This is a genomic window from Flavivirga eckloniae (assembly GCF_002886045.1).
GTDB lineage: Bacteria > Bacteroidota > Bacteroidia > Flavobacteriales > Flavobacteriaceae > Flavivirga > Flavivirga eckloniae.
Window position 1 is genome coordinate 4,830,714 of sequence record NZ_CP025791.1, and the last position, 25,780, is coordinate 4,856,493.

At 33.8% G+C, this 25,780-nt stretch carries 29 protein-coding genes and 1 riboswitch; of the genes, 12 read left to right on the forward strand and 17 right to left on the reverse strand.

Annotated features, from left to right (window positions below; all coding sequences use genetic code 11):
• Positions 1-3 precede the first annotated feature (3 nt).
• The 6 genes from C1H87_RS19780 to C1H87_RS19805 form a co-directional block, all read right to left on the reverse strand.
• The gene (locus C1H87_RS19780) at positions 4-705 is read right to left on the reverse strand and encodes a DUF3307 domain-containing protein (protein WP_102757474.1); all 702 of its coding nucleotides are present in this window, start codon (positions 703-705) and stop codon (positions 4-6) included.
• A 1-nt stretch (position 706) separates the two neighbouring features.
• The gene (locus C1H87_RS19785; protein ID WP_233783215.1) at positions 707-1,336 is read right to left on the reverse strand and encodes an HMG-box domain-containing protein; all 630 of its coding nucleotides are present in this window, start codon (positions 1,334-1,336) and stop codon (positions 707-709) included.
• Between the two features lie 172 nt (positions 1,337-1,508).
• Positions 1,509-2,834 carry a DNA recombination protein RmuC gene (locus C1H87_RS19790; RefSeq protein ID WP_102757475.1) on the reverse strand — a complete coding sequence of 442 codons (1,326 nt, stop codon included), beginning with the start codon at positions 2,832-2,834 and terminating at the stop codon, positions 1,509-1,511.
• 270 nt (positions 2,835-3,104) lie between these two features.
• Positions 3,105-3,899, reverse strand: coding sequence for an ABC transporter ATP-binding protein (locus C1H87_RS19795; RefSeq protein ID WP_102757476.1), 795 nt, complete (start codon positions 3,897-3,899; stop codon positions 3,105-3,107).
• Positions 3,900-3,979: 80 nt separating this feature from the next.
• A complete protein-coding gene (locus C1H87_RS19800; protein ID WP_102757477.1) occupies positions 3,980-5,011 on the reverse strand; it encodes a FecCD family ABC transporter permease in 1,032 nt (343 codons plus the stop codon).
• Complete coding sequence (locus C1H87_RS19805; protein ID WP_102757478.1) at positions 5,012-6,154, reverse strand: ABC transporter substrate-binding protein; 1,143 nt, start codon at positions 6,152-6,154, stop codon at positions 5,012-5,014.
• Positions 6,155-6,247: 93 nt separating this feature from the next.
• Here C1H87_RS19805 and C1H87_RS19810 point away from each other — a divergent pair, with 93 nt between their 5' ends.
• Positions 6,248-6,904, forward strand: a complete 657-nt coding sequence (locus tag C1H87_RS19810; RefSeq protein ID WP_102757479.1) for a Dph6-related ATP pyrophosphatase — start codon at positions 6,248-6,250, stop codon at positions 6,902-6,904.
• A 98-nt stretch (positions 6,905-7,002) separates the two neighbouring features.
• Here the strand turns inward: C1H87_RS19810 and cobC are convergent, their stop codons facing one another.
• From cobC to C1H87_RS19830, 4 genes are all read right to left on the reverse strand, one after another.
• Positions 7,003-7,572 (reverse strand): alpha-ribazole phosphatase, encoded by a 570-nt coding sequence (gene cobC, locus C1H87_RS19815; protein ID WP_102757480.1) that lies wholly within the window; start codon positions 7,570-7,572, stop codon positions 7,003-7,005.
• The gene (locus tag C1H87_RS19820) at positions 7,557-8,318 is read right to left on the reverse strand and encodes an adenosylcobinamide-GDP ribazoletransferase (RefSeq protein WP_102757481.1); all 762 of its coding nucleotides are present in this window, start codon (positions 8,316-8,318) and stop codon (positions 7,557-7,559) included. The genes cobC and C1H87_RS19820 overlap by 16 nt, the downstream gene beginning before the upstream one ends.
• Before the next feature lie 83 nt (positions 8,319-8,401).
• On the reverse strand, positions 8,402-9,430 hold the full coding sequence (gene cobT / locus C1H87_RS19825) for a nicotinate-nucleotide--dimethylbenzimidazole phosphoribosyltransferase (protein WP_102757482.1): 1,029 nt from the start codon (positions 9,428-9,430) through the stop codon (positions 8,402-8,404).
• A gap of 12 nt (positions 9,431-9,442) precedes the next feature.
• Positions 9,443-9,946, reverse strand: coding sequence for a bifunctional adenosylcobinamide kinase/adenosylcobinamide-phosphate guanylyltransferase (locus C1H87_RS19830; protein ID WP_102757483.1), 504 nt, complete (start codon positions 9,944-9,946; stop codon positions 9,443-9,445).
• Positions 9,947-10,035: 89 nt separating this feature from the next.
• Positions 10,036-10,292: riboswitch (cobalamin riboswitch) on the forward strand.
• A 67-nt stretch (positions 10,293-10,359) separates the two neighbouring features.
• Here C1H87_RS19830 and C1H87_RS19835 point away from each other — a divergent pair.
• The gene (locus tag C1H87_RS19835) at positions 10,360-12,222 is read left to right on the forward strand and encodes a TonB-dependent receptor plug domain-containing protein (RefSeq protein WP_102757484.1); all 1,863 of its coding nucleotides are present in this window, start codon (positions 10,360-10,362) and stop codon (positions 12,220-12,222) included.
• 199 nt (positions 12,223-12,421) lie between these two features.
• On the opposite strand, the gene C1H87_RS19840 is transcribed toward C1H87_RS19835, so the two are convergent.
• Positions 12,422-13,855 (reverse strand): S41 family peptidase, encoded by a 1,434-nt coding sequence (locus tag C1H87_RS19840; protein ID WP_102757485.1) that lies wholly within the window; start codon positions 13,853-13,855, stop codon positions 12,422-12,424.
• A 148-nt stretch (positions 13,856-14,003) separates the two neighbouring features.
• Here C1H87_RS19840 and C1H87_RS19845 point away from each other — a divergent pair, with 148 nt between their 5' ends.
• From C1H87_RS19845 to C1H87_RS19860, 4 genes are all read left to right on the forward strand, one after another.
• Positions 14,004-14,513: an RNA polymerase sigma factor gene (locus C1H87_RS19845; protein ID WP_102757486.1), complete on the forward strand. Its 510-nt coding sequence runs from the start codon at positions 14,004-14,006 to the stop codon at positions 14,511-14,513.
• Positions 14,500-14,988 carry a hypothetical protein gene (locus C1H87_RS19850; RefSeq protein ID WP_102757487.1) on the forward strand — a complete coding sequence of 163 codons (489 nt, stop codon included), beginning with the start codon at positions 14,500-14,502 and terminating at the stop codon, positions 14,986-14,988. The genes C1H87_RS19845 and C1H87_RS19850 overlap by 14 nt, the downstream gene beginning before the upstream one ends.
• A 14-nt stretch (positions 14,989-15,002) precedes the next feature.
• Entirely contained in the window at positions 15,003-15,596 is a 594-nt protein-coding gene (locus tag C1H87_RS19855) for a DUF4252 domain-containing protein (protein ID WP_233783217.1), read from the forward strand.
• A 242-nt stretch (positions 15,597-15,838) separates the two neighbouring features.
• Positions 15,839-16,384 (forward strand): DUF4252 domain-containing protein, encoded by a 546-nt coding sequence (locus C1H87_RS19860; protein WP_102757488.1) that lies wholly within the window; start codon positions 15,839-15,841, stop codon positions 16,382-16,384.
• A 246-nt stretch (positions 16,385-16,630) separates the two neighbouring features.
• On the opposite strand, the gene C1H87_RS19865 is transcribed toward C1H87_RS19860, so the two are convergent.
• The 3 genes from C1H87_RS19865 to C1H87_RS19875 all read right to left on the reverse strand — a co-directional run bounded on the left by C1H87_RS19865 (position 16,631) and on the right by C1H87_RS19875 (position 18,837).
• Positions 16,631-16,840 carry a hypothetical protein gene (locus C1H87_RS19865; RefSeq protein WP_102757489.1) on the reverse strand — a complete coding sequence of 70 codons (210 nt, stop codon included), beginning with the start codon at positions 16,838-16,840 and terminating at the stop codon, positions 16,631-16,633.
• A 4-nt stretch (positions 16,841-16,844) separates the two neighbouring features.
• Positions 16,845-18,188, reverse strand: a complete 1,344-nt coding sequence (gene purB, locus C1H87_RS19870; protein ID WP_102757490.1) for an adenylosuccinate lyase — start codon at positions 18,186-18,188, stop codon at positions 16,845-16,847.
• Positions 18,189-18,261: 73 nt separating this feature from the next.
• Positions 18,262-18,837, reverse strand: a complete 576-nt coding sequence (locus C1H87_RS19875) for an adenylosuccinate lyase (protein WP_102757491.1) — start codon at positions 18,835-18,837, stop codon at positions 18,262-18,264.
• 42 nt (positions 18,838-18,879) lie between these two features.
• Between C1H87_RS19875 and C1H87_RS19880 the strand changes: the two genes are divergently transcribed.
• The 3 genes from C1H87_RS19880 to C1H87_RS19890 all read left to right on the forward strand — a co-directional run bounded on the left by C1H87_RS19880 (position 18,880) and on the right by C1H87_RS19890 (position 21,178).
• Positions 18,880-19,353: a heme-binding domain-containing protein gene (locus tag C1H87_RS19880; protein WP_102757492.1), complete on the forward strand. Its 474-nt coding sequence runs from the start codon at positions 18,880-18,882 to the stop codon at positions 19,351-19,353.
• Positions 19,354-19,516: 163 nt separating this feature from the next.
• Positions 19,517-20,758 carry a glycosyltransferase gene (locus C1H87_RS19885; protein WP_233783219.1) on the forward strand — a complete coding sequence of 414 codons (1,242 nt, stop codon included), beginning with the start codon at positions 19,517-19,519 and terminating at the stop codon, positions 20,756-20,758.
• A gap of 3 nt (positions 20,759-20,761) precedes the next feature.
• Positions 20,762-21,178, forward strand: a complete 417-nt coding sequence (locus C1H87_RS19890; RefSeq protein ID WP_102757493.1) for a cupin domain-containing protein — start codon at positions 20,762-20,764, stop codon at positions 21,176-21,178.
• A gap of 29 nt (positions 21,179-21,207) precedes the next feature.
• On the opposite strand, the gene C1H87_RS19895 is transcribed toward C1H87_RS19890, so the two are convergent.
• A complete protein-coding gene (locus C1H87_RS19895) occupies positions 21,208-21,804 on the reverse strand; it encodes a hypothetical protein (RefSeq protein WP_102757494.1) in 597 nt (198 codons plus the stop codon).
• Between the two features lie 129 nt (positions 21,805-21,933).
• On the reverse strand, positions 21,934-22,614 hold the full coding sequence (locus C1H87_RS19900; RefSeq protein WP_102757495.1) for an SIR2 family NAD-dependent protein deacylase: 681 nt from the start codon (positions 22,612-22,614) through the stop codon (positions 21,934-21,936).
• 81 nt (positions 22,615-22,695) lie between these two features.
• On the opposite strand from C1H87_RS19900, the gene C1H87_RS19905 reads away from it, so the two are divergent.
• From C1H87_RS19905 to C1H87_RS19915, 3 genes are read left to right on the forward strand one after another with little or no spacing between them, the layout of a single operon-like run.
• The gene (locus C1H87_RS19905) at positions 22,696-23,352 is read left to right on the forward strand and encodes a TrmH family RNA methyltransferase (protein ID WP_102757496.1); all 657 of its coding nucleotides are present in this window, start codon (positions 22,696-22,698) and stop codon (positions 23,350-23,352) included.
• Between the two features lie 41 nt (positions 23,353-23,393).
• A complete protein-coding gene (locus C1H87_RS19910) occupies positions 23,394-23,924 on the forward strand; it encodes an SRPBCC family protein (RefSeq protein ID WP_199769310.1) in 531 nt (176 codons plus the stop codon).
• An 11-nt stretch (positions 23,925-23,935) separates the two neighbouring features.
• Entirely contained in the window at positions 23,936-24,313 is a 378-nt protein-coding gene (locus C1H87_RS19915; RefSeq protein WP_102757497.1) for a VOC family protein, read from the forward strand.
• A gap of 676 nt (positions 24,314-24,989) precedes the next feature.
• Here C1H87_RS19915 and C1H87_RS19920 read toward each other — a convergent pair.
• Entirely contained in the window at positions 24,990-25,766 is a 777-nt protein-coding gene (locus C1H87_RS19920; RefSeq protein WP_102757498.1) for a carboxypeptidase-like regulatory domain-containing protein, read from the reverse strand.
• Positions 25,767-25,780: the final 14 nt, after the last annotated feature.

Sequence of the window (25,780 nt, forward strand, 5' to 3'; positions counted from 1 at the left end):
GCTTTAACTTAGTGCAGTATATGTAATACCTGTGATTATTGCTATTCCAAAACTAATTAAAGTGCCTATTAAAATGTATTCTGTAAGTTGTCTGGATTTCGATTCTTTTAAGTCTCCAAATCTAAAAACCGACTTGGCAGTAATTAAAAAACCGACTGCTTCCCAGTGGTCTGCCATTATAAATATAAACACTAAAATACGTTCTAAAATACCAATAATTTTACCTGCATCCTTAAGCGACTCGTTATTTTTAGTAAGTTCTAAAATATTCCACTTTAAAAAAATGGTTTTCATAATTATAGAGACCGGAATTGTTAAAAATGCTAAACAGGTTAGCAACAATAGATTGTCTTCGGTTACAAGAGTTCCTAACTGAAGTGTGTTTTCTGAATATAAAAAATAGCAGCCAATGATAACTAAAATATGAAGCAGCTGATCTATAAAAAACAATAACCGTTTTGTTTTTTTATTTTGTAGAATAAGTTTAAAACCATCAATTATAAGATGCGAAACACTTATGGTTAATATATATGGCCATAATGATACATCCCATAATAAGATTATTAATAGTATAGCATGGATGAGTACATGCAAATATAGTTTTGGTGATTTTAATTTTTTTTCTTCTTTTTCTTCAACCCATTTTTGGGGTTGTAGAAAAAAATCACCAATTAAGTGGGCCAATAAAAGTTTAAGTAGTATCATGTTAAGTTAAGGTGTTTATTTTTTTTCTGTACATAAGATCCAACTCCATGACTTCGTCTAAGTGTGCACGTTTTTGTCTGGTACTCACGGCATTTTGATTAATACCTGTAAGTTTACCTAATTCACTTTGTAGCGCATCGGGGTTTTCAATACTTAGTTTAACTATTTCAGCAGAATTAATAGTCCAATTATCCATAGCTATTAATGCTAGCTTAAAATATAAATTAAGCTCATGATCTATATCAGAATGATTTGTTTTAATACGTAGGTTTTGTTTTTCCTTTTTAAGAGTTTCTAGGGTTTCTCCAGAGAATATAAAGGCTTCTCCGTTAGATTCTGTTACTTGCTCTCCTTCGTAAGTTTTATTCCCAACGCCAATAGCTAAGCGAACATCTAAACCATGAATGGATTTTATACAGGCTTTTATATATAGTGCAGCTATAAAGCAGGAACTAATATCTTTAATTTCTATTTGAAAGCTATCGCCACGATAAATTTCCCAATAGGCCTTATCTGTGCTTAAAAAGGACAAGGCTTCCTTTAATACATTTATCCATGTTTCTGGGCTTACCTGAGTTCTAGACTTAATGATATCGCCCGTTATGACGCTTGTAATTATATTCGGTATCATATATCACGTTTTTAAGTGATAAGCAAATATATCACGTTTTTACGTGATAAACAAAAATATCGCATAAAAACGTGATAATTTAACATATCACATAATTGTGTGATAAATATAAATATCGCATAAAAACATGATATTTCAATATATCACGCTTTTGCGTGATAAAAAAATATCGTTAATTGTTACTATCTTCTTCAGCACGCTTAATAATAGCTTCAGGTAAAGCTTTTTTAGCTTTAGCACCCATTTTTTTAAGTTTTTCTACACTGGTAACCAAGTTGCCTTTACCGTCTACAAGCTTGTTCATGGCAGCCGAATAGTCACTTTTTGCAGCATCAATTTTTTTGCCGACCCCGGTTAAATCTTTTACTAAACCTTCAAACTTATCGTATAACGCACCTGCTTGTCTGGCTATTTCTATAGCATTACGTTGTTGTTTTTCATTATTCCACATGGTATCGACCGTACGAAGTGTGGCCAGTAACGTAGAAGGTGTTACAATAACAATATTTTTTTCGAAAGCTTTATTGTATATGGCACTGTCTTCGTTTACAACAATAGCAAAAGCAGGTTCTATAGGAATAAACATGAGTACAAAATCCGGCGATTCTATATCGTAAAGGTCCTGATAGTTTTTTTCTGAAAGTTGGTCGACATGTTTTTTAATGGAATTAACATGTGCTTTTAAAAAGGGTAGTCTATCTTCTTCTTCGGCATTAACCAAACGTTCATAATCTGTTAATGATACTTTAGAATCGATAACCATTTTTTTGTTATCAGGAAGATGCAACACAACATCTGGCAATACTCTGGAACCATCTTCTAAGGTGAAACTTTGTTGCACAAAATATTCTCGGTCTTTTTCTAATCCAGATTTTTCAAGAACGCGTTCTAAAACCAATTCGCCCCAATTTCCTTGCATTTTACTGTCGCCTTTTAAAGCTCTGGTTAGGTTGGTCGCTTCCTTGGTCATTTGCTGGTTTAAGTCCTTTAAGCCCAATAATTGTTCTTTTAAAGCAGAATGCATACTAATGCTTTCTTTTTGTGATGCTTCTACTTTTTTCTCAAAACCCTGTATTTTTTCTTGTAACGGATTTAAAATGTTTTTAATGTTTTCTTTATTCTGAAGTGTGAATTTTTCAGACTTTTCATCTAATATTTTAGTGGCCAATAACTCGAAATCCTTGCGCAACTGTTCTTGACGCTCTTCCAGCTCTTTATCTCGCTTTAAGTTTAATTGCTGAAGGTTTTCGTATTCAGTATTTTTTCTGGTTAATTCAGAATTCAAGAACTCTTTCTCTCGTCTTATTTCTTCACGCTCATTTTCAATTTTAGATAGGTTTTGCTTTAACTCATCAATAGTTGCGCTCATTTGGTTTTGGCGTTCTTCCAGCGTGCTTTTTTCACTTTTACCTTTAAGTTTAGTAAACAAAATGCCTAAATAACCGCCTATGGCAGCAGAAATGAGTATGGAAATTATAAGAATGAGATTGTCGTTCATATATTTAAAATAACCTGAGTTTGAATTTATTTGTAATGTAAATTAAATAGTTACATGTTTTGGAAAAAGACTTTATCATTCCGAACGAAGTATAAGGAGTCTGCTTGTCGGCAGACATGGAATCTCATCTTTCAGAAATTTCTCGTCGCTTATGCTTCGCTCTGTGGAAATGACAAACGCTTAAAAATATAACCAAAGATAATTTTTTTGAATGGAAGACAACGAATGGAAGCCTAAAGATTTTGGAATTTACAACTTGTTTTTGAAGCTCTATTTCTTCACTCGGAAACTACCGGTTTTATCATCAAAAACAATTAAGTCTTTGGGAAATAAATCGTTAAAAGTGCCTTTTTCTATGAGTTTAGAAGGTTGATCTGTAATAACCGAATCTTTGGTCATAACAATTAAAGTATCACATAATTGAATGGCTAAGTCTATTTCGTGAGAAGAAAACAAGATCGTTTTGTTTGTTTCTTTAGCCAGTTTTTGAAGCAGTTTTAAAATATAGGCTTTGTGATACATATCCAGATGGGTGGTGGGTTCATCTAGAATAATTAAATCGGTATCTTGAGCTAATGCACGGGTTATCATGGATTTTTGCAACTGACCATCGCTTAGCTCATAGCATTTTTTATGTTTTAAATCATCGATGTTTGTTTGATGCAAACATTGGTTTATAATCTTAAAATCCTCGACAGTTAAATTCCCGACCCAATTCGTATAGGGCTGACGTCCCAAAGCTACCAGTTCGAACACAGTCAGATTTTTTGATCCCAAAGATTCTGTAAGCACCAAACTTAATGCTTTGGCCAAGTTAATATTCGAATAGTTTTCTAAAGGGATGTTATTAATAGTAACACTTCCTCCCAATTTATGCTGAACATTAGTAAGTGTTCTTAGTAAGGTGGATTTACCAATACCATTAGCGCCTATAAGCCCAACAAGTTCACCTTTATGTAATTCAATATTTATGTTAGAGGCTATAACCTTTTTTTCTTTTTTGGTCGTATAGCCAATAGATAAATCATTGGTTTTTAAAATGGTATGTGATTTGTTTTCGCTCATAAATTCTAAAAAGAAAACTTCAAATTACAACTAGTTACAGTATGCTTTTTTTGTTTAATGTTTGCCATCTTTTGGTCACTTTAAAATATCATTTTTCGTTTTCTAACTAATAACCAAATAATAACTGGTGCACCAATTAACGATGTTATGGCATTTATAGGCAAAGTAAGGTCGCTTGATGGTAACTGCGCAATACTATCGCAAATAAGCATAACTATGGCGCCAAACAAAAATACTGCGGGCAATAATACTTTATGATTAGATGTATTAAAAATTTGTCGCGTCATATGTGGGATTGCTAAACCGATAAATACAATAGGGCCAGCAAACGCAGTAATAGTTCCTGCCAATAGACTGGTAGCAATAATTATTAATAAACGACTTGTTTTTATGTTCAAGCCTAAGCTTTTTGCATAATTTTCACCCAACAACAATGTGTTTAAAGCTTTTATAGAGGTTAAACTCATTAGTATACCTATTGAATAAATGATAAAGAAAACGAATAATTCGTCCCATGTCAGGTTTCCTATACTACCAAACCCCCAAAATATGTACTGTTGTAGTTCTTCCGCAGAACTAAAATAGGAAAGCACACTAACGGTTGCGGTAGTAATACTACCAAACATTAAGCCTATAATTAATATGGCCATGGTGTCTCTTACCTTGTTAGATATTACTAGCACGAATAGAAGCACAGTAAAACTACCTAAGCTGGCTGCAATTACTATACTCCATTTAGAAACAAGTATTCCAGCAAACGCTCCACCAAAAAAAGAAGCACCCATAATAACTAAAGCAACGCCTAAGCTGGATCCGGAAGTAATTCCTAAAACAAAAGGGCCTGCCAACGGATTTCTAAATAAGGTTTGCATGAGTAAACCAGAGACTCCCAAACCAGAACCAACGATTATGGCAGTAAAAGCTTTTGGCAACCTGTACTCGTGGATAATATGCTGCCAGGATTCATTGGCGGTTGAACTTCCTATTAAACCATTAAAAATATCTTGAAAAGGAATAGATACGGAACCTAGGCTAATATTAGCAAAAAAGCATAGAAACAGCACTAAGGTTAATGCTATATAAGGTAGTTTGTATGTTTTGGTGTGTGGCAACTATTCTAAACGTTTAAAAAAGAAGGTTTCATAGTCATTTAGTAATTCGGGGTGTACAATTTTTATAAGATCTTTTAAAATTAAATCAGGTCGTAAAGTACCTAATTCATAATACAATAAACCACCTTTTGCACCTTTTCTTTTTGTATAGGTATACACATGGTTATTTTTATAGGCATTAAAAAACGCATAACCTTTATGCTCGTTTAGCATTTCTTTCTTAGAGTCAAAATTTCCCGAGCCTACCCAAAATTCTGCGTTTTGGGCTTTTTCCAATACATTTTCGAAGTTTAATTGTAAACTTCCGTTGTTGTTGTTATCCTTCCAAAGATAATCGGCATTGGCATCTTCGAAATATTTTGCAATAAAACTTTTACCTCCAGGAACATTCCATACATCCTTAAAAGAAGAACCAGACATTACTATGGGCTTTTTGGCTGTAGTTTTTGCAACTTCCTTTGCTTTTAGATAGTTGGTTTCTATAGCTTTAAAAATCGAATCTGCTTTTTCTTCTTTATTATAAAAGGCAGCTATAAATTTTATCCATTCGGCTCTCCCTAAAGGGTGTTGCTCTGTCCAGGCACCATCAAGAGCAACAGGAATACCTAATTTTTCTATTTGATCTAACTTTTTATTTATACCATTAACCGAAAAACCAAGTACTAAATCTGGTTTTAACTCTAATAGTAGTTCGATGTTGAGCTCTAAATCGTTACCCAATTCTTTAATATCTCCGTTGTCTACCCGAGCCCTTGTTTTTTCAGCACAAATGTATTTTGTGTTAGGAAAACCAATTAAACTATTATCTACTCCCAAATATTCTAAAGTGGGAATATTGGTTGTAGAAACGGCAACAAGTGTTTTAATAGGGATTTCTATTATTTTGGCATTGGCATCATGTTCTGGTCGTTTTTCACCTTTGTTTACCAGTAAATAGGTGAAGGTTTTATTGCTATTAGGCCACGCGGAATTAACTACTAATTTTTTATACCCTTTATGGTTACTTATAGAAAAACCTTTTGCGTAGCTTATGGTTTCTTTAATCGCTTCGGGTTTGTTTATAGAAATTGTTGCTTCCTTTTTTTCTTCTTTACAGGATGAAAGAAGTGTGGAGCATATTATTAAAAAAGTTAAAAAGCGCATGAAAAATAATTAAGGGTCAAAGGTCATTATTTTTTTTTGAAAAACTATAGGTTTAAGGCAATTAAACCTATTTTTGATGCTTTAAAATAAATTATGAAGCATTTTTTGTGTTCCTGGAGTGGAGGAAAAGATAGTTGTTTTGCTTTTTATAAAGCCTTACAGTTAGGGTACAAACCTACGGTTTTATTGAATGTTATGAACGAGTTTGGAGACCGATCGCGTTCTCATGGCATTACAAAACCTATTTTGGAAGCACAGGCTAATGCTTTAAGCTTGCCAATTCATTTTTTTAGTAGCACCTGGAAAGATTACGAAGAAAACTATATCAAGAACTTAAATCTTTTAGTTGAAAGCTATGAGCTATCTCATGCCGTTTTTGGAGATATAGACATTGAATCTCACAGGGCTTGGGAAGAAAAAGTGTCTAAATCTGCAAATCTGAAAGCCGTTTTGCCTTTGTGGCAAGGAGATAGAAAGCAATTGGTTTTGGATATGATTGATACTGGTTTAGAAGCTATTATTGTGTCTTGTAATCAGGACTTAGGGGCAGAGTTTTTAGGAAGAACAATTGATGCATCCATTATTGAAACTTTTGAATCTATGGGAGTTGATGCCTGTGGAGAAAACGGCGAATACCACACTTTGGTTGTTAATGCGCCTTTTTTTAAAAATAGAATTCATGTAGAAGTGATTAAAAAATCGGTGTCTAGTAATTACAATTTTGCTGAATTAGGGCTTGTAGATGACTAATTATATTTAAAGGTTTGCTTTTGTCATTCCTGCCTTACTGAAACTAGTTCAGCACATGCCGCAGGAATGACAAAATTTACTATTTGCTTAAATAGAATTTACTCTAACGCTATTTCAGAAAGAAGCTTCCAAGAATTCCCATCTTTTTTAAGATGAAAAACATCTCCATATTGAATTTTAATATCAAACGATTTTTCTAACGGTATATTTAAAATGGATGCCAGAAAAGCTCTCATTGGTCCCGCGTGTGTAACGATTATAAGATCTTGTTCGCTATTTGAATTTATGATGTCTTCAAAGAAATTTAGTACTCTGGAAGCTAAATCGGTATAAGATTCTCCATTTGGAACTTTAAAGTTGACGAAATCTTTCATCCATAGATTTAATTCATCTTTTGGGATATTGTCCCAAGATTTCATTTCCCAGTTTCCAAAATCGAACTCTTTTAAGCGATCGTCAAAAAGAACAGGATTTCCCAGGTGTTCGGCCAGTAAAGCACACCGTTTTAATGGACTACTTTTTATGCTGTAACTTTTATTGTTAGGAATTTGTTCTTCTATTGCTTTAAACTCTTTAGAGAAAGTGTCTGCTAAGTTTAAATCGGATTGACCGTAACATATTCCTTTTTTTATGTCAGGTGTTGTATGTCTTATTAGATATACTTCCATAATGCGATAATACTTAAATAAAATACAACTTCGCATAATTGCTGAACGGCTCCGGCGCAGTCACCAGTTTGTCCTCCCAACCATTTCTTAAATTTTGCGCCTAGATACATTTTTGCCATATAGCATGGAATTACAGCAATAAAAATTAGGGGCTTATTAAAAAAGAACAATGGTGATATTCCAAAAATACCGCTAATAAAAAGCATGGTTACAGTAATGTTTTTGGCGGCTGGTTTAGCTTTGCTATCCTCAGTATCCCTAACATAAGGATGTGAATAAATTAATGTGGTAGCAATAAATCTGCTCAAACTATGCCCGGCAATAATTGTAATAGGAATAACATGTGGAGACACTTCTCTTAATGCCGAAAATTTGATAGCAAGAATTAAAACTAACCCCGCAGCACCATAGGTGCCCAAGCGGGAATCCTTCATAATGAGAAGGATTTTTTCTTTAGTCCATCCGCCGCCTAATCCATCGCAAACATCTGCGAAACCATCTTCATGAAATGCTCCCGTAACATATATTGTGGCAACCATACTTAGCAAGAGTGCTATTTCGGTGGAAAACAAGAAAGAAACACCATAAAAAACCAGAGCACCTATACTACCAACAATAATACCGACTAACGAAAAGTATTTTGCACTTTTTGAAAGATATTCTGGACTATGGTCTACCCATTTAGGACAGGGTATTCTTGTGAAAAACATGATGGCTGTTAAGAAAATATGGAGTTCTTTTTTCATCTGTTGGTTTTAAAAACTTTTGGCGCTAATTTCACGAATTTAGTTTTGTGGTTAATTGTTTTGCTTAGCAGACCATCAATTCGTTAAACTAAACTTTCTTTAGTTTCTTCACTTACGCCAGCAGTATCGAAACTTGCCATGTTGTTTAAAAAATCTACTGAAGCCTGCACTAATGGTATGGCTAATGCGGCACCAGTACCTTCGCCTAATCGCAGTCCTAAAGACAGCAGAGGTTTTGCTTTTAAAAAGGCCAACATTTTTGAATGTCCTTTTTCGTTCGAATTATGAGCGAATATGCAATAATCTAAAACTGTTTTATTTATGGCCTGTGCCGCTAATAAGGCAGCGGTTACAATAAAGCCGTCTATAATGATGATCATTTTTAATTCTGCCGCTTTTAAAATAGCACCACAGATCATAGCTATTTCGAAACCACCAAAAACTGACAGAGCTTCCAGAGCATTTTGCGGATCGTATTTTTGAAAAACTTCGGTTAATATATCCTGTTTCTTACTAATACCTTCACCGTCTAGCCCTGTGCCAGAACCTACACATTCGGCTATTGGTGTTTTTGTAAAATATGCCATAAGCAAAGCTGCCGACGAGGTATTGCTGATTCCCATTTCTCCAAAACCAACAGTATTCGTGCCTTCATTTTTAAGTTGAGATATGATGGCTCCACCTTCTTTAAAAGCTCTTTCGCATTGGGCTAACGTCATAGCCGGTTCTTCTTGATAGTTTTTTGTACCAAAGTCAATTTTGGCATTAATAATATCGAGCTCTTCGGGAAATTTATGGTTTACTCCGGCATCAACTATTTTTAAGTTTAGGTTGTTGGTATTGCTAAAAACATTTATTGCTGCGCCTCCATTAACAAAGTTATAAACCATTTGAGCGGTTACTTCTTGTGGAAAAGGGTTTACTTCACCTTTGGTTGCAATGCCATGGTCGCCTGCAAATACCACAACCGACGGTTTTTCTATTTTCGGACTTTCGGTTTGTTGAATACAGCCAATTTGAAAAGCGATACGTTCTAGTTCACCTAAAGCGCCAATGGGCTTTGTTTTTGTATCTATTTTATGCTGAAGTTTTGTTTCTAATTCAGGATTCATATAGTAGGTTTTTTATTTTAGTTTTACGGGTATTCCAGATACCATAAAAGTCGCTTTATCTGCATTTTTGGCAATGTGTTGATTCATCCAACCCTGAAGTTCTGTGAATTTTCTGCCTATTTCGGTCTGGGCATGTACGCCCATACCTATTTCGTTGGAAATAATAATAATGGTAGCATCCAAACCTAGCAATTTATTAAATTCGGCTTTTGCTAATTCTAAGCTTTCTTCAACATTATTTTTTGTGTCCATATAAAAATTTGTGAGCCATAAAGTCACACAATCTATAACAACGACCTCTTTTGTGTTTATTACTTTAGAAATTGCTTTTTCTTCTTCAACAGATGTCCATCTTTCGTCTCTATCTGCAATATGTCTCTCAATTCGTTTTTTATGGTCGTCTCCCCAAATACGAGATGTTGCTATATACTTAGGTGAATTTGAAAGCGATAATGCTAAGTTTTGTGCGTAGCTACTTTTTCCTGAACGTTCGCCTCCTGTTATATAAAGAATCATAAGAAGAAAATTATTTTAATGGTTTTGCAAAGATTACATATTTAAATGAATAAAGTACAAGAGTACTTTTAAATCTAAAATGGATTAGTATATTTGCAGCGAATTTTGGTTCTATTCAATTTTAATTGAACGGATTAAAAGGGAATCAAGTGAAAAGATTTATGATTTTAAATATCTAAAATCATTTTCTTCATTCTTGAACTGTTCCCGCAACTGTAAGTTTAAACCGAACCTGTTTCGGTACCTCGATAGAGGATGTTATTAACTTCAAAACCACTGGCTTTTTGCTGGGAAGGTAAAATAACGTAAAACAAGTCAGGAGACCTGCCATTTTCAAAACAAATAAGTTAAACTTTCGGGACAAAAGTTTGCGTATGATATACATGCGATCTCTCGATTAATTATTCATTGTAATGAACAAAAAATTAAATGTTTTTGGGGCACTGTGTTTTGGTGTATCTTTAATTGGTTTTGCTCAACAGGAGCAGGATTCAACTAATTTAGAACAACTTGATGAAGTTGTAATCACAGATTCAAGATTTAAATTGAAACGTGAAAATTCAGGAAAAACAGTTATTAAGATTTCTAAGCAAGAAATTGAAAGAAACCAAGGAAGAACGGTTTCGGAATTAATCAACACGAAATCGGGTATTGAAATTAACGGGAGTAGGAGTAACGCCGGACAAAATTTAGACGTTTATATTCGTGGTGGACGTAACCGTCAGGTTTTAGTTTTAATTGATGGTGTACAAGTAAGTGATCCGTCGCAGCTTAGCGGGGCTTATGATTTTAGGCTTTTAAATTTAAGTCAAATTGAATCTATCGAAATAATTAAAGGGGCGGCCAGTACTTTATATGGTAGTGGAGCTGCATCGGCGGTTATTAATATAACAACTAAAAAAGCTGGAACTAAAAAGATAAGTGCTGTTGTTGCTTCAAGTTTAGGAACGAATCAGTCTGAGTCGGATCAAAATTATGACATTGCAGATTTTAATAATAGTGTTGCTTTTAATGGTACTCTAAATAAGTTTACTTACCGAGCAGCGTTTAGCAATCAATATACCGATGGGCTTTCTGCTGCAATTAGTGATACTAATGAAAAAGATGCATATTCAAAGTATGGGGTTGATGTTAACTTGGGCTATAGGTTTAACAAAGCGTTATCTTTAAATGTTTATGGGAATTTTTCAGATTTAAAATCTGGTTTTGATGGATTTGATGCGGATTTTAATTTAGTAGATACTGATGATGAATTCAAAAACAAGCAATTTAGAGCTGGATTGTCTTCAAAGTATAAGTATAGAAATGGTAGTGTTAATTTAAATGCGGCTTTTAGTGAATATGATAGGGAATTTATTTCTGCTTTTCCGTCAATATTCAAATCAAAAAACTATGTTATAGATGCCTATAATAAGTATGTGTTTGATAAAATGTTTTATACCATTGTTGGACTAAATGTTATAGATAGTAAAGCTGATTTTGTTGAAGAAGAATCATTTACAAATATTGACCCTTATTTAAATTTTGTTTTTGTATCAGATTTTGGATTAAATGTTAACGCTGGTGGAAGGTTAAATAATCACAGCGAATATGGTTCCCATTTTACATATAATTTAAACCCATCGTTCACCATAAAATCAAATGACGAGGGTTATACAAAAGTTTTTGGATCTTATAGTACATCATTTATCACACCTTCTTTATCTCAATTGTTTGGTTCTTTTGGTCCAAACCCAGATTTAGAACCAGAAGAAAATAGAACTATTGAAACTGGAGTAGAGTTTAAATTGAACAACGATTTTAGAATTACTGGGCTTTTCTTTAATAGGGAAGAAAAAAACACGGTATTATGGATTGATGGCGGATATGTAAATGCAACCGATAAATTGAATGCTAGAGGTGTAGAGGTTGAAGTTAATGCCACGCCATTAGAGAAACTATCTATTTCGGCTAACTATGCATTTACAGAGTATAAAGAAAGTTTAGCTCGTAGAATACCTAAACATAAAGGAAATTTACAGATAGGTTACAATCTTTGCAAAACGACGTTTGCTTCTTTGTCGTACCAGTACGTGCATGATAGATTTGAAAACAGTTTTGTGCCTCCTTTGGAAAGTTTTAGTTTAGTTAATCTATACTTAAGCCATAAGGCTTTAAAAGACAAAATAAAATTCTTTGGAGGTATCGACAACGTTTTGAATGAAGATTATCAAGACGTTCCAGGCTATGTAACTAAAGGAAGAAATGTTAGAATAGGCTTTCAGTTAACCTTATAGAAAGGTTAATACCTGTAACTTAAACACTTTATTTAAATGCCACTAAAACGGTGGCATTATTTATAAGTAAACAATGATAGTAATTAAAAAACGCTCTCTGTATATTTTGAGAGCGTTTATTGTTATCGTATTAAATATTTTATTACAAGAATATACAGAACCAATTCTGGTAAAATTTTAATTGACTAGATTTATTATTTTATTGGTTAATGCGCATGCCCCCTTCAAAAGGATTAAGGTCGTTACTGTCTTTTAATAACTTAAAAGATAAGCCAGATTTAGCCTTTATGTTTGCTATTTTAACAGTAGAACCTTCAATATCTGCTAAAGCTGCTGCTAATAAAGGTTCGTCGATGTTGCCTAAAATACCATAATTTAAGGGGCTTTCTTCTAGTTCTATTTTAGGAGTTATACCAGAAGATGGTACAGTTACATCATCTTTATTAACACCGTTAGCAACTAGAGGCTGCATAGCATAGGTATGTCCTGGGTTTGCGCCTTTTTTTCCGAAGTTTGGGGAATCATAAATGGTTATAGATGCTTGGGTTTTCCCGGTAGTATTCGTTCCTAACTGTATAACATCGATATATGGATTTAAACCGTTTATCAGTCCTTCGCTGGCCGAAGCAGATCTACCAGTAGTAAGTATATATAATTTTGTAAGACCTAAACTGTTAATGGCTGAACCTTCATCTATTTTATTAGTGAATTTATAGGTATTGTTTTCTGCCTGTAAATCTTCATTATAAACAAGTTTTTGAAAAACTTCTCCGGTAAATTGCCCCGTAATCATACTAGCTAAATAAGTTTCTGTGCTAACAGAACCACCCGGATTATATCTTAAATCTACAATTAGGTGTTGTATATTATTGGATTTAAAATCGGCAAAAACAGTATTCAATGCATTTTCAGAACCAGAAGTAAAGCCATTGTACATTAAATAGCCAACTTTTTCGCCGCCTACAGTTATTACATCTGTTTTATGAATAGGGTTTTCGGTGTATTGAACTTTAGTAAGGGTAATATCTTTGTTAAGCGGATCTATAGAATCGTCGGTAGTTTCAGGTGTGCCTTTGTCATTATAAAACCCTAGATTTATAGTATACGTTTCTTGATTTAGCAAAGCGTTTATATTATCATTGGTAAGTCTGTTACCGTCAATACCATAAAAAATGTCACCACGTTTTAGGTTATTATTATCGGCAGGGCTATTGGGTAAAACCAGACGAATAGCACAAAACCCTTCTGTACTACTGTTTGGTGTCGCAAAAAAACCGAACTCCATACCGTTAGTACCTGTGATGCCTTGGAATTGACGTTCTAATTCAAAATAATCATCAACGATCCAGCTAAACCTGTCTACTGTTTTTCTTTCATATATTAAACTTTCAAATAAGTCTTGAGGTTTGGTAAAATCCTCTAGGTAATTGGTGTAATCTTCATCAGATGAAAACCTATTATTAGCAAGATTAGGTACATTTTGCTTATAGAGGTAAAGAGCATTCATTCCTTTCCAAACAAAATCGTTTATTTCGCTCGTCGTAACCGTAGTGATATCGTCACCATCATCATAACAACCCGTTATTAAAAGAGTTAGTATGAGTAATAGGGTTAGGGCTTTTAAATTTTTCATAGCTGTTTTTTATAAGCGTTTAGTCTTTAAAACCCTAAATTTACTTACATTATTGTATAATAAAAAAAATATTGTAACAAATCTGGAAGTGGTTCGTCGTAATATCAAATAGCAGTAATAAGCTGTTTTTAACTAAACTAAACCAATAATGACTCAAGTAGAGTTTTTAAATATTGTAATGCCTTTTAAAGATAAAGTTTTTCGTTTAGCAAAGCGATTACTTGTATCTACAGAGGAAGCTGAGGATGCAACACAGGAGGTTTTGTTAAAGTTGTGGAACAATAAAAAGAAGATGCAGGAGTATAAAAATGTGGAGGCTTTTTCTATGACAATGACCAAGAATTTTTGTTTTGATAAGTTAAAATCGAAACAAGCACAGAATTTAAAAATTGTGCATAGTAATTATGAAGATGGTAATACATCGTTGCAAAAACAGGTTGAATTAAATGATAGCGTAGATTGGGTTTCGAAAATTATAGAAGAACTGCCCGAACAACAACGCATGATTATTCAACTACGAGATATAGAAGAATACGATTATGATGAGATTGCAAAAATGCTGGATATGAATAATACGGCAGTCCGTGTAAACTTATCGAGAGCAAGAAAAACAATAAGAGAAAAATTAACTAATACACATAATTATGGTATTAAATAATATAGAAGACTTACTGGAAAAGTATGAGAACGGTGAAACAACACTAAAGGAAGAGCAGCAGTTAAAACACTATTTTTCACAAGAGACTGTAGCGCCACATTTAGAAATGTATAAACCCATGTTTGCATATTTTTTGGTAAACCAACAAGAACAATTTACTAAAGACATACCATTAAAAACTAGACGTAAATTTAATTACAAATGGGTTTCTGTTGCTGCGGTAGCTGTTCTTATGTTAGGGTTTTATTTAAATCAAACTGGTCCTATTGACACGTGTCAAGAAGATGTAATGGGAACATTTTGTGAACCCGAAGAAGCGTTTAACGAAGTATCAAAATCGTTGGCCATGATTTCAAGTCATTTTAACAAAGGTACACAGGCTATTAGCTACCTTGATGAAATGGATGCAGGAACTTCTACAATAGGTTACCTTAATGAAATCGAAAACACAACAAGTATAATTTTTAAGAATTAAAAAAAAATAAGAAAATGAAAACAATAATAAATTTTAATAAAGGAAAGATGAATAAGAAAGTAATTGTATTTATTCTGGCACTAATGTTAGTACCATTAACAGGAATAGCACAAAATATTTTTGATAAATATAACGATAACTCAGATGTTACTTATGTGTCTATTAAACCTAAAATGTTTCAAATGATTGCTAAAGCTGGCATTGATACGAGCGACCCAGAAGCAAGAGCGTTTATGGATATGGTAAAAAGTATTACCAGCTTTAAAACTATAGTAACAGATAAAAAAGAAATATCGTTAGATATTCAGAAATGGGTGAAATCACGCTCTAGTTCTCTAGAAGAATTAATGGAAGTAAAAGATGATGGTACCGAAGTGAAGTTTTATGTAAAAGAAGGTAAAGATGCAGATCATGTAAAAGAACTTTTAATCTTTGTAAATGGTATCGATAAAGCCATGAAAGGACAAGGTATTGATATTAATGGTGAGAATAGAAAAATAGAAACAGTAGTGGTATCACTAACAGGTGATATAGATTTAAATGAAATTTCTAAGCTTACCGATAAAATGAATATTCCAGGAGGAAAGCATTTAGAAAAAAAGAAGTAAAAGATAATCATCAATCAAGAAACAAATATGAGGCTGTGTGAAAATTAATGTATTTTGTCATTCAGAGCAACCTGTGCTGAGCGTAGTCGAAGCAAGCGAAGAATCTAATACATAAATCAAAAGATGATTCCCTGCCTGTATTAAACAGGCAGGTTTATTTCATTTTTACACAGCCTTATATTAATTACACTTGCCCTAACGGACAGGTCTTACATCAAAAAACGAACAAATCAAAAAATCAAATGAAACGAACAATCCAAAGTGTGCTTTGCCTTTTATTTATTACCACCATTTTAGTGAGTTGTGGAGATAGTGCAAGCTTGCAGCGTTATTTTGTAGATAATCAGGAGTCAAGTAATTTTATATCGCAGGATATACCTATATCTATGATAAAGCTGGACAAATCTAATTTTACGGAAGAGCAAAACGATGCCTATAATTCGGTAAAACGACTAAACTTTTTAGCCTATAAAACATCCGAAACAGATACAGACATAATATATAAAGAAGAATTAGCTACGGTTAAAACTATTTTAAATGATAGCAAGTACACCGATCTTATGGAATTTAGCGATAAAGGAAGAAAAATTATTGTTAAGTATATAGGTACAGATGATGAAGCCGACGAAGTCGTTGTTTTTGGAAGTGCTAAAGAATTAGGTTTCGGTATCGTTCGTGTTTTGGGGGATGATATGAGCCCAGATAAAATGGCGACACTATTTACGGCATTACAAGGTGCCAATGTAGACGAAAGTCAAGTACAAGATATTATGAATTTCTTTAAATAATTTATAGTAATGTTAATATAAAAAAAGGAATAAGGTTGTTAAAACACAGTGTATAACACACAAATACTTTTAAGTACTTTGTTCTTTTAAAGATTTTCATCCCTACTACAAATGTAGGAAACTAAAGAGGCTGTTTGAAAATTGTCATTCAGAGCGTAGCGAAGAATCTCTTACTTAGGTGATAGATTGCCACAGTCGTACCTCCTTCGCAATGACACTAAATTTGAATTTTCAAACAGCCTCTTTTTATGTTAAATCATTTTGGTTTTCTATATCTTTTTCTGTCTTTTCCTTCGGGTTTAGGTTTACATAAAGTAGGTTTGCAACAATAGCAGAAAATATAAGTGTGAGAATTGTTAAAACAATAAAATTCTTTAAGATATCTAAAATACCGGCAGCAAATACACCGCCAGCCATAAGACCACAAAGTAATAAAGACTGTTTATCGTTTAACATATTTTCAAATTCCTGTATAATTGCTAGGAGTAATACGTTTTAATTCTTCTTTTATTGTATCCGATACATCTAAAGTGTCAATAAAATTTGAAATAGAGTCTTGATTTATAGTAGCGTTAGTTCTGGTTAAACCTTTTAAAGCTTCATATGGGTTAGGATATGCTTCACGACGAAGAATAGTTTGAATGGCTTCTGCAACAACTGCCCAGTTATTTTCTAAATCTTCTGCAAATTTAGATTCGTTTAGAAGTAATTTATCCAGACCTTTTAAAGTAGATTTAAAACCAATAAGGGTATGGCCGAAAGGCACGCCTACATTACGTAAAACAGTACTATCGGTTAAATCGCGCTGTAATCTGGACACAGGAAGTTTTGCAGATAAGTGTTCGAAAATAGCATTCGCAATACCTAAATTACCTTCACTATTTTCAAAATCGATAGGATTCACTTTATGTGGCATGGCAGAACTACCAACTTCGCCAGCTTTAATTTTTTGTTTAAAATAATCCATGGAAACGTAAGTCCAAACGTCTCTGTCCAAATCAATTATAATCGTGTTGATGCGCTTTAACGTATCGAATAAGGCAGCCATGTGGTCGTAATGTTCTATTTGAGTTGTTGGAAATGAATGGTGTAACCCTAGTTTTTCCTGTACAAATTTAGAACCAAATGCTTTCCAGTCTATGTTTGGATAAGCCACATGATGTGCATTAAAATTACCAGTAGCACCACCAAATTTAGCAGCGCTAGGTATATCGTTTAATAAATTGAACTGTTCTTCCAAACGTGTTACAAAAACTTGAATTTCTTTACCTAAGCGTGTAGGAGAAGCCGGTTGACCGTGCGTTCTGGCAAGCATGGAAATAGCAGCCCAATCTTTGGTTAATGTTTTTAACTTGTTTAAAACATTTAAATATTCAGGAATATAAACATCGTTTGTAGCTTCCTTAATACTTAAAGGAATAGCTGTATTGTTAATATCTTGAGAAGTTAATCCGAAGTGGATAAACTCTTTGTATTGCGACAAGTTTAAAGCATCAAATTTTTCTTTTATAAAATATTCAACCGCCTTAACATCGTGGTTGGTAACACTTTCTATTTTCTTAATAGCTAAAGCGTCCGCTTCAGAGAAATCTTTGTAGATGTTTCTTAAATCATCAAAAATAGCAGTATCAATATCTTTAAGCTGGGGCAATGGAATTTCGCAAAGCGCAATAAAGTATTCAATTTCTACTAAAACACGATATTTTATAAGTGCTTCTTCAGAAAAATAAGGGGCTAATTCGTTAACTTTACTTCTATAGCGTCCATCAATAGGAGAGATGGCATTTAATGGTGATAATGACATTGTTGTGTGTTTTTTTAAGAAGTTGCAAAGATACGTTTTTGATTTACGTTTTAAGTATTTGGTTTGCGATTTTTTAAGAAGTTTTACATTTCTTAATTTTTGACAATGTGCGTTTTGCCCGCACTTTAAAACCGGCACTTTGCATTGGGAAATCGCGATCTAAAATCTGCGCTAATTCTGTGTGAATCCAATCATAATCGGTTCCGTAAAGAAATAAAGATTCCATGGCATAAACTTTGGGAGCAACTTTTTGGTCGCTAATCATCCAATCGAAACAAGCTTCGATAATACGTTCTCTATGCTCTGGATTTAAGGTTTGTTTTATCGTATTTGGGGTTTTGGAATAGTATGCTTTGGTAATAAATTCACAGACTTTGGATATAGGGCGTACTGCCGAATCGAAATGAACATTTTTAATGTTTTTTGTGAAAATTTCAAGATAAGGAACAACGGCATAAATATAATTAGCACAAACAAATTCGAAAACCCATGCCGCACGACAAGATACTTTATCGTCTACCATAAAAAGAATATCTATAAGTTTTGGAAATAAGCTCATATCGTTTAAAACCATATTGGCGTATTTCATTCGGTTTTCTCGGGAGGCATTTAAGTAGCTTAATTCTTTGTGGAATTCTTCTAAAGTCATAAGATAATTTTATCTATTTTTAGAAACCTAAAAATACCCATAATGAAAACAATAAAAAAGATATTCTTGTTGTTATTGATCGTATTTGTTGTTGCTCAATTTTTCGGTCCTGATAAAAATGCAGGCAACATAGCGTCAATAGAGGGTTTTCTTAATGAAACGAATCCGTCCGAGGACGTTAAAATTATTTTGAAAGAAAGCTGTTTCGATTGCCATAGTGATGTTACGAGGTACCCTTGGTATAATGCTATTACACCAGTTAATTATTGGCTGGCAGACCATATAAAACATGGAAAAAAGCATTTTAACGTATCTAACTGGGAAGGGAATTCTGTAAAGCGAAAAGACCATAAATTTGAAGAACTTATAGAAATGGTTGAAGAAAAAAGTATGCCGCTTAATTCGTATACCTGGACACATACCGAAGCCAAACTTACAGATGAACAAATAAATGCTGTAACCGATTGGGCTAAACAGGTGCGTTTCAAGTATAGTTTAGAGCCTAAGCCGGAGTAGTTTTGATGGTTGATGGTTGATGGTTGATGGTTGATGGTTGATAGTTGATGGTTGACAGTGTTCAGTGGTTAGTTTGTCGTGATTAGTATGGGGTTGTTGGTGTGAAGTTTTTTAAATGAATTATGATATTGTAGATTTTTAACAAAAAAACAGTTGTGAATTAGTGTCAAGAAAACTTTTAATAATTGGTTTTGTATGGCCAGAGCCTAAAAGTTCTGCGGCAGGAAGCAGAATGATGCAGCTGATAGTGTTCTTTCAAGCTCAAAACTACCAAATAACATTTGCCAGTCCCTGTGCTAAAAGCGATAATGCTTTTGATTTAAGCACTATAGGAATTGGTCAAATTTCAATTGAATTAAATAATTCCAGTTTCGATACTTTTATTAAGGAGTTGAAACCCGATATAGTCTTATTTGACCGTTTTATGATGGAAGAACAATTTGGTTGGCGGGTTGCAGAACAATGTCCGAATGCCTTAAGGGTTATTGATACTGAAGATTTGCACTGTTTGAGAAAAGGTAGACAGCAAGCCTTTAAAGATAAAAAAGCGTTTGACAGATCTTATTTGTTCAACGATACTGCAAAACGGGAAATAGCAAGTATTTATAGAAGTGATTTAAGTTTGATGATTTCTGAAGCCGAAATGGATATTCTTAAAAATGACTTTGGGGTAGACGAAAGTTTATTGCACTATTTACCTTTTATGTTAGATGGCGTTTTAGAAGAAACAATTGAAAAATTTCCAAGCTTTGAAACCCGGCAACATTTTATAACCATTGGTAATTTTTTACATGCACCCAATTATAATGCGGTATTGTATTTAAAAGAAACCATTTGGCCATTAATAAAAAAGCAATTGCCTAAAGCGGAATTACATATTTATGGTGCTTATGCTTCTCAAAAAGTAAATCAGTTGCACAATAAAAAAGAAGGTTTTTTAATAAAAGGATTTACAGAAGATGTAAACGAAGTTATGCAACAAGCCAAGGTGTGTTTAGCGCCTATAAGGTTTGGAGCTGGTTTAAAAGGGAAGTTGGTAGATGCCATGCTTAACGGTACGCCAAGTATAACGACTAGTATGGGAGCGGAAGGCATGTATGGTAATTTAAAGGCAAACGGATTTATAGAAGACGAGCCGAAGCATTTTGCTAATAAGGCGGTTGAGTTATACGTAAATGATCACCTTTGGAGGGAAAAGCAACAAAACGGATTTCAAATTATAAAGAAACGTTTTAATAAAAAGGCTTTTCAGGAAGCACTACAGCATCGTATAGAAGAAGCCATGGAAGCACTTCATAATAACAGGTTCAATAATTTTACAGGGCAAATGTTGCAATATCACAGTATGCAAAGCACTAAGTTTATGAGCAAGTGGATTGAAGAAAAGAATAAAGCAATTGATTAGCATATGAATAAAATAATCGTTTTTTTAAGTTTTATAATGGTCTTATCTTGTAAAACTGGAAAAATAACAGAGATACAAGTAGAAAAGTTAGCAGAAACCACTAAAAGCTGGAATGGCGATACATTACCTAATTATCCAACGGGGAACCCAAAAATTACGGTTTTAAAAATAACGATTCCGCCAAAAACGAAATTGCATAAGCATTACCACCCAGTTATTAATTCGGGTATTTTATTAAAAGGAGAATTAACAGTTGTTGATATAGATGATAACATTTTAGAGCTTAAAGAAGGCGATGTTATTGTAGAACTTGTAAATAAAATACATTACGGCATTAATAAAACCAATAAACCGGCAGTTATAGTGGTGTTTTATTCAGGAACTGAAGATTTGCCCATTACTGTTGTTGAAAAAGACTAGTAGTGATAAGCAAAACCAGTATAGTTTGGTTAATTTCTAAGATTTATTAAAAACCATCGTTGTAGCGTACCATCGTAAACCAGTTCTGCCGATCCTTGACCTGAAGTAGCTTCGAAACCACCACTTAATGTTATAATTCTATTTTGGGCAAGTGAAGATGTATGTTCATTTTCTAATCTAAAGTTTACAGAAGGAATGTTAAGTAGTACTATATGTCTTCCGTCTGTACCACCTGCTATACCTGTAAACCGATAGCTATTGGTTCTTCCGGTTAACCTAAATACGGTCTTATCTTGATTTACTCCACTAACTCCTAGATCATAGTCGTTAAATTCTTCATTAACTGGTCCATCGGTAACGGCTAATGAAATAATGCCGTAAGTTGCAGATCCATAAGCGTTAAGTGTACCTGCTGTTAACCCGAGGTTCGTACCAACGATAACTTCGTTTATAGTTCCATTAGCATCCGCTCCCATTAATTTGGTAGAGGTAGAAGAATTCGTATCAACTATCCTAACCGTTCCATTTACATGTAATGTATCTAATGGATTTGTTGTATTAATACCCACCTGAGAAAAGGAGATCGTAGGCAAAAGCACAAGTGCTAAACAGTATAATATTTTCATAGCAAAAAAGATTTACTGTTAGAGTGGGGCAAAACAATTAACCTTCAAATGAAGGAATAATATGATTCAAATGTAGTAAAATATTTTCAAATACTAAAGTTTAAAAAATTGTATGGTATTGTAAATGTGTTATTTAAGTAAAATATTTGAGACTTTAAAAACTCCAGATGTAGCAGTTTCGGCAATAACGGTTAAGTTGTCTTTGCTATTTATAGCGGGTTTCGGATCGATAAAATAAGAGGGTGTATTTTGGGGTACATAGTGCATTAAACCGGCAGCAGGATATACCTGCATAGACGTGCCGATAATGAGTAAAATATCGGCAGTTTCGCAAATAGAAATCGCTTTTTCAATCATAGGTACATCTTCACCAAACCAAACAATATGTGGGCGTAATTGGTGTCCTTTTTTGCATGTATCGCCTAAAACCAAATCGGTTTTCCAGTCTTGAATGTCGCTTTCATCAACAGTGCTTCTTACTTTTAACAATTCACCATGTAAATGCACCACGTTGCTGCTTCCGGCACGTTCGTGCAGATCATCTACATTTTGCGTAACGATGGTCACTTTAAAATTGTTTTCAAGCTTAGCTAAATCATAATGAGCAGCATTGGGGGCCACTTCAAAAAGTTGTCTGCGTCGTTGATTATAAAAATCCAATACCAATTCCGGATTTGCCCTAAAACCTTCGGGAGTAGCCACTTCCATAACATCATGACCTTCCCATAAACCATCTGCATCTCTAAAGGTTTTAATACCGCTCTCGGCACTCATACCAGCTCCCGTAAGTACAACAATGTGTTTTTTCATTTTATAAAAATAGTCATTATTTGCATTTCTGTGAAGACAGGAATCCACAGTTTTTTCTTAAATTCGATATTTTACCAAAACATGATAGACATAAAACTTTTAGAATATTTAGAAACTTATCTAACGGAAAATAGACAAGCACGTTTTGATGCTGTTTTGTCCCAACGTACTAAATATTATACTGTAGCCACAGAAGATGTGTATCAATTACACAACACAAGCGCTGTAATACGCAGTTGTGATGTGTTTGGCATACAAGAAGTTAATATTGTAGAAGAACGCAATTCCAAACGTATTGATAGGGAAATAGCTATGGGCGCTCAAAAATGGGTGGATCTAAATCGATACCATACGGTAAAGGATTGTATTACAGGTTTAAAGCAAAAAGGATATCAAATAGTAGCCACTACGCCTCATGTAGATGATTGTGAATTACATGACTTTGATATTACTAAAAAATCATGCTTCTTCTTCGGAAGAGAAACCGAAGGGCTCTCTCAAGAGGTATTAGATGCTGCCGATTGTTATTTAAAAATACCCATGGTTGGATTTACAGAAAGTTTAAACATATCGGTATCTGCAGCAATTATTTTACAGCATGTTACTACCAAATTAAGACAAACTAATATCGATTGGAAACTAACGGAAAATGAGATGTTAGAAAAGCGTTTGGACTGGGTTAAAAAAACAATAAAAAGTTACGATGAGATTGTTGAGCGCTTTTATAGTAAAAAATAATTTTTGTAATTTTAGATTAATAACTAACAAACCAACTAATAATGATATATATAATTCTTTATGTAATTATTGCTATTGTTGCAATATTTATTCTTTTGGCGCTTATCGCACCTAAAAAGTATCAAGTAAATAGAAGCATAGTCATTAACAAATCACTTCCCAAAGTGTTTCAATACTTAAAGCATATAAAGAATCAGGATGAATGGTCTCCATGGAAAAAGAAAGACCCAGATATGAAGCAGGAATTTATTGGTACAGATGGTGAAGTTGGATTTATAACTAAATGGGATGGCAATAAAGATGTAGGTTTGGGCGAACAGGAAATTACCAATATTGTTGAGAATGAGTGCGTAGAATCCAGATTACGGTTTTTTAAACCGTGGAAATCAGAATCGGATGCAGTTATAAAAGTTGAGGATGTAGGTGTAAACGCTACAAAAGTGACTTGGGGGTTCTCTGGAGTTAATAAAGTACCGGTCAATATTTTTATGATGCTTTATGATGTAGATAAGCATGTTGGAAAGGATTTTGAGGAAGGGTTGGCCAGTTTAAAAAAGATATTGGAACATTAATTTATAGATTTATGAAAAATAACATGGTAGGCTGGTTCGAAATTCCTGTAACGAATATGGATAGAGCCGCAGCATTTTACAATACAGTATTTAAAATAGAAGTACAAGTACAGGATTTTGGAGGCACTTTAATGGCATGGTTTCCTTTTGCTGAAGATAAACCGGGGGCTATGGGGTCTCTAATTTTAAACAAGGCTTACGAGCCTAGTGATACAAAAGGCGTATTGATATATTTTAATTCTGAAGATATTGAAAGCGAATTAAATAACGTAGAAGATGCCGGAGGGAAAGTGGTACAGGCTAAAACGCAGATTTCACCAGAGGTCGGCTATATGGGGGTTTTTGTTGATAGTGAAGGTAATAGAATAGCATTGCATTCCAGATCATAAAAATTTGTCATTCAGAGCGACTTGAGCTGAGCCTTTCGACTTCGCTTAATAAACTAAAGCCGAAGCAAACGAACCAGCCTGCTGGCAGGGAATCTCTTAACATATTTCTATCGAATTTTTATTGCACATAAATACAAATCAGGCTTTTAGTCTATCTTAATTCAAACGAATCTTAATCTTTGTAAACTAACGTGAGTTCGATTTAAAAGCAGTCTAATTTTAACGATAAATACACTAAAAATGTTACTTGTCACTTTGAGTACTTCGGCTATGCTCAGCATAAACTAAAGTCGAAAGGTCATTAAAACCTATAATTTTAAATAGGTTTCGACTTTAGCCTGTCTTGAGCGGAGTTGAAAGGCTCAACCCGACACTTGAATTAAATCACTGGCATTCAGTATAATAATATTATGGTTACGTCGAACTCACGTTAAACTATGTTTATTTATTTGTAAAACATGTTTTATGTATTAGTAAACTTTGTTTGTGATTCTATGGAGAGCTTTGATATGTTGAAAGTTTAATTTGTACTCATACAGAGAATAACAGCAAATAATCTTAAGACGTTTTATTTGTGTATTCGTGGCTAGGTATAAGTCGCTTTGAATGGTGTTTTTCTCGCTCGAGTTGGGGGGGGTGGTGAGATTCTTCGCTTTGCTCTGAATGACACCTAAGCTTAAATTCGTTTACTTCTACCTCGGCTTAGTAATTTGTATTCCTCGTAGCATTCGCTAATAGCATCGAGAATCTGTAGATCGTTAGCAGTTTGTATAAACCCTTTGGAGTAATTACATTGGCTTACAATTTCATCTAAATCAACACGATCAACCTGTAATAAAACGGTTAGCATTTCCCTGTCGAACCGTGAAGCCAATAGATTTCTAATTTCGTCGTCCTCTTTCATCTTTTTTAACTTTCGTAGTTCGTTTGGTTTTTTACCAAACATACGATGTAAAAAGTCGGCAGGATTAAAAATAGAACCCAATACCTTGGTTATAGCTCCTTTAGATCCAGCTTCGTATCCTGTGCTAGGTAATCCGGAAATACTGTAACGGTAATTATTATTTGGAGCAGGTAGTTGTGCTATATCTACTTCTAAATATCCCGTAAGTTTTAATTGGTTTACAACCACTTCTTCCAGGGCTAAGGCTAATTCGGTTAATTCAATCTTAGAGCTTCCAAATTTTAACCAGTCGTTGGTAACCCTAACTTTTATGGACTTAAAACCCAAATAGGAAAAATGCAGAGTATCGTTTGTCTTAGCAGAGATTTCAAATTCCCCTTTTTTGTTTGTTGTAGTACCGATGACCTTATTAAGGTTAACGATATTAACGTTTTCCAAAGGCATATCATTGGATGAATTAATGACCACACCTATAACTTTATTGGCTTCTTGGCTCATGCAAATAGCGGAAGTCAAAATAAAAGTAATAAAAAGTAGGTAATTTTTCATCTGTATATATCGTC

Excerpts from the sequence above, each read along its gene's own strand:
- C1H87_RS19780 (WP_102757474.1), bottom strand. The coding sequence starts at position 705 with ATGATACTACTTAAACTTTTATTGGCCCACTTAATTGGTGATTTTTTT.
- C1H87_RS19785 (WP_233783215.1), bottom strand. The coding sequence starts at position 1,336 with ATGATACCGAATATAATTACAAGCGTCATAACGGGCGATATCATTAAG.
- C1H87_RS19790 (WP_102757475.1), bottom strand. The coding sequence starts at position 2,834 with ATGAACGACAATCTCATTCTTATAATTTCCATACTCATTTCTGCTGCC.
- C1H87_RS19795 (WP_102757476.1), bottom strand. The coding sequence starts at position 3,899 with ATGAGCGAAAACAAATCACATACCATTTTAAAAACCAATGATTTATCT.
- C1H87_RS19805 (WP_102757478.1), bottom strand. The coding sequence starts at position 6,154 with ATGCGCTTTTTAACTTTTTTAATAATATGCTCCACACTTCTTTCATCC.
- C1H87_RS19810 (WP_102757479.1), top strand. The coding sequence starts at position 6,248 with ATGAAGCATTTTTTGTGTTCCTGGAGTGGAGGAAAAGATAGTTGTTTT.
- cobC (WP_102757480.1), bottom strand. The coding sequence starts at position 7,572 with ATGGAAGTATATCTAATAAGACATACAACACCTGACATAAAAAAAGGA.
- C1H87_RS19820 (WP_102757481.1), bottom strand. The coding sequence starts at position 8,318 with ATGAAAAAAGAACTCCATATTTTCTTAACAGCCATCATGTTTTTCACA.
- cobT (WP_102757482.1), bottom strand. The coding sequence starts at position 9,430 with ATGAATCCTGAATTAGAAACAAAACTTCAGCATAAAATAGATACAAAA.
- C1H87_RS19830 (WP_102757483.1), bottom strand. The coding sequence starts at position 9,946 with ATGATTCTTTATATAACAGGAGGCGAACGTTCAGGAAAAAGTAGCTAC.
- C1H87_RS19835 (WP_102757484.1), top strand. The coding sequence starts at position 10,360 with ATGAACAAAAAATTAAATGTTTTTGGGGCACTGTGTTTTGGTGTATCT.
- C1H87_RS19840 (WP_102757485.1), bottom strand. The coding sequence starts at position 13,855 with ATGAAAAATTTAAAAGCCCTAACCCTATTACTCATACTAACTCTTTTA.
- C1H87_RS19845 (WP_102757486.1), top strand. The coding sequence starts at position 14,004 with ATGACTCAAGTAGAGTTTTTAAATATTGTAATGCCTTTTAAAGATAAA.
- C1H87_RS19850 (WP_102757487.1), top strand. The coding sequence starts at position 14,500 with ATGGTATTAAATAATATAGAAGACTTACTGGAAAAGTATGAGAACGGT.
- C1H87_RS19855 (WP_233783217.1), top strand. The coding sequence starts at position 15,003 with ATGAAAACAATAATAAATTTTAATAAAGGAAAGATGAATAAGAAAGTA.
- C1H87_RS19860 (WP_102757488.1), top strand. The coding sequence starts at position 15,839 with ATGAAACGAACAATCCAAAGTGTGCTTTGCCTTTTATTTATTACCACC.
- C1H87_RS19865 (WP_102757489.1), bottom strand. The coding sequence starts at position 16,840 with ATGTTAAACGATAAACAGTCTTTATTACTTTGTGGTCTTATGGCTGGC.
- purB (WP_102757490.1), bottom strand. The coding sequence starts at position 18,188 with ATGTCATTATCACCATTAAATGCCATCTCTCCTATTGATGGACGCTAT.
- C1H87_RS19875 (WP_102757491.1), bottom strand. The coding sequence starts at position 18,837 with ATGACTTTAGAAGAATTCCACAAAGAATTAAGCTACTTAAATGCCTCC.
- C1H87_RS19880 (WP_102757492.1), top strand. The coding sequence starts at position 18,880 with ATGAAAACAATAAAAAAGATATTCTTGTTGTTATTGATCGTATTTGTT.
- C1H87_RS19890 (WP_102757493.1), top strand. The coding sequence starts at position 20,762 with ATGAATAAAATAATCGTTTTTTTAAGTTTTATAATGGTCTTATCTTGT.
- C1H87_RS19895 (WP_102757494.1), bottom strand. The coding sequence starts at position 21,804 with ATGAAAATATTATACTGTTTAGCACTTGTGCTTTTGCCTACGATCTCC.
- C1H87_RS19900 (WP_102757495.1), bottom strand. The coding sequence starts at position 22,614 with ATGAAAAAACACATTGTTGTACTTACGGGAGCTGGTATGAGTGCCGAG.
- C1H87_RS19905 (WP_102757496.1), top strand. The coding sequence starts at position 22,696 with ATGATAGACATAAAACTTTTAGAATATTTAGAAACTTATCTAACGGAA.
- C1H87_RS19910 (WP_199769310.1), top strand. The coding sequence starts at position 23,394 with ATGATATATATAATTCTTTATGTAATTATTGCTATTGTTGCAATATTT.
- C1H87_RS19915 (WP_102757497.1), top strand. The coding sequence starts at position 23,936 with ATGAAAAATAACATGGTAGGCTGGTTCGAAATTCCTGTAACGAATATG.
- C1H87_RS19920 (WP_102757498.1), bottom strand. The coding sequence starts at position 25,766 with ATGAAAAATTACCTACTTTTTATTACTTTTATTTTGACTTCCGCTATT.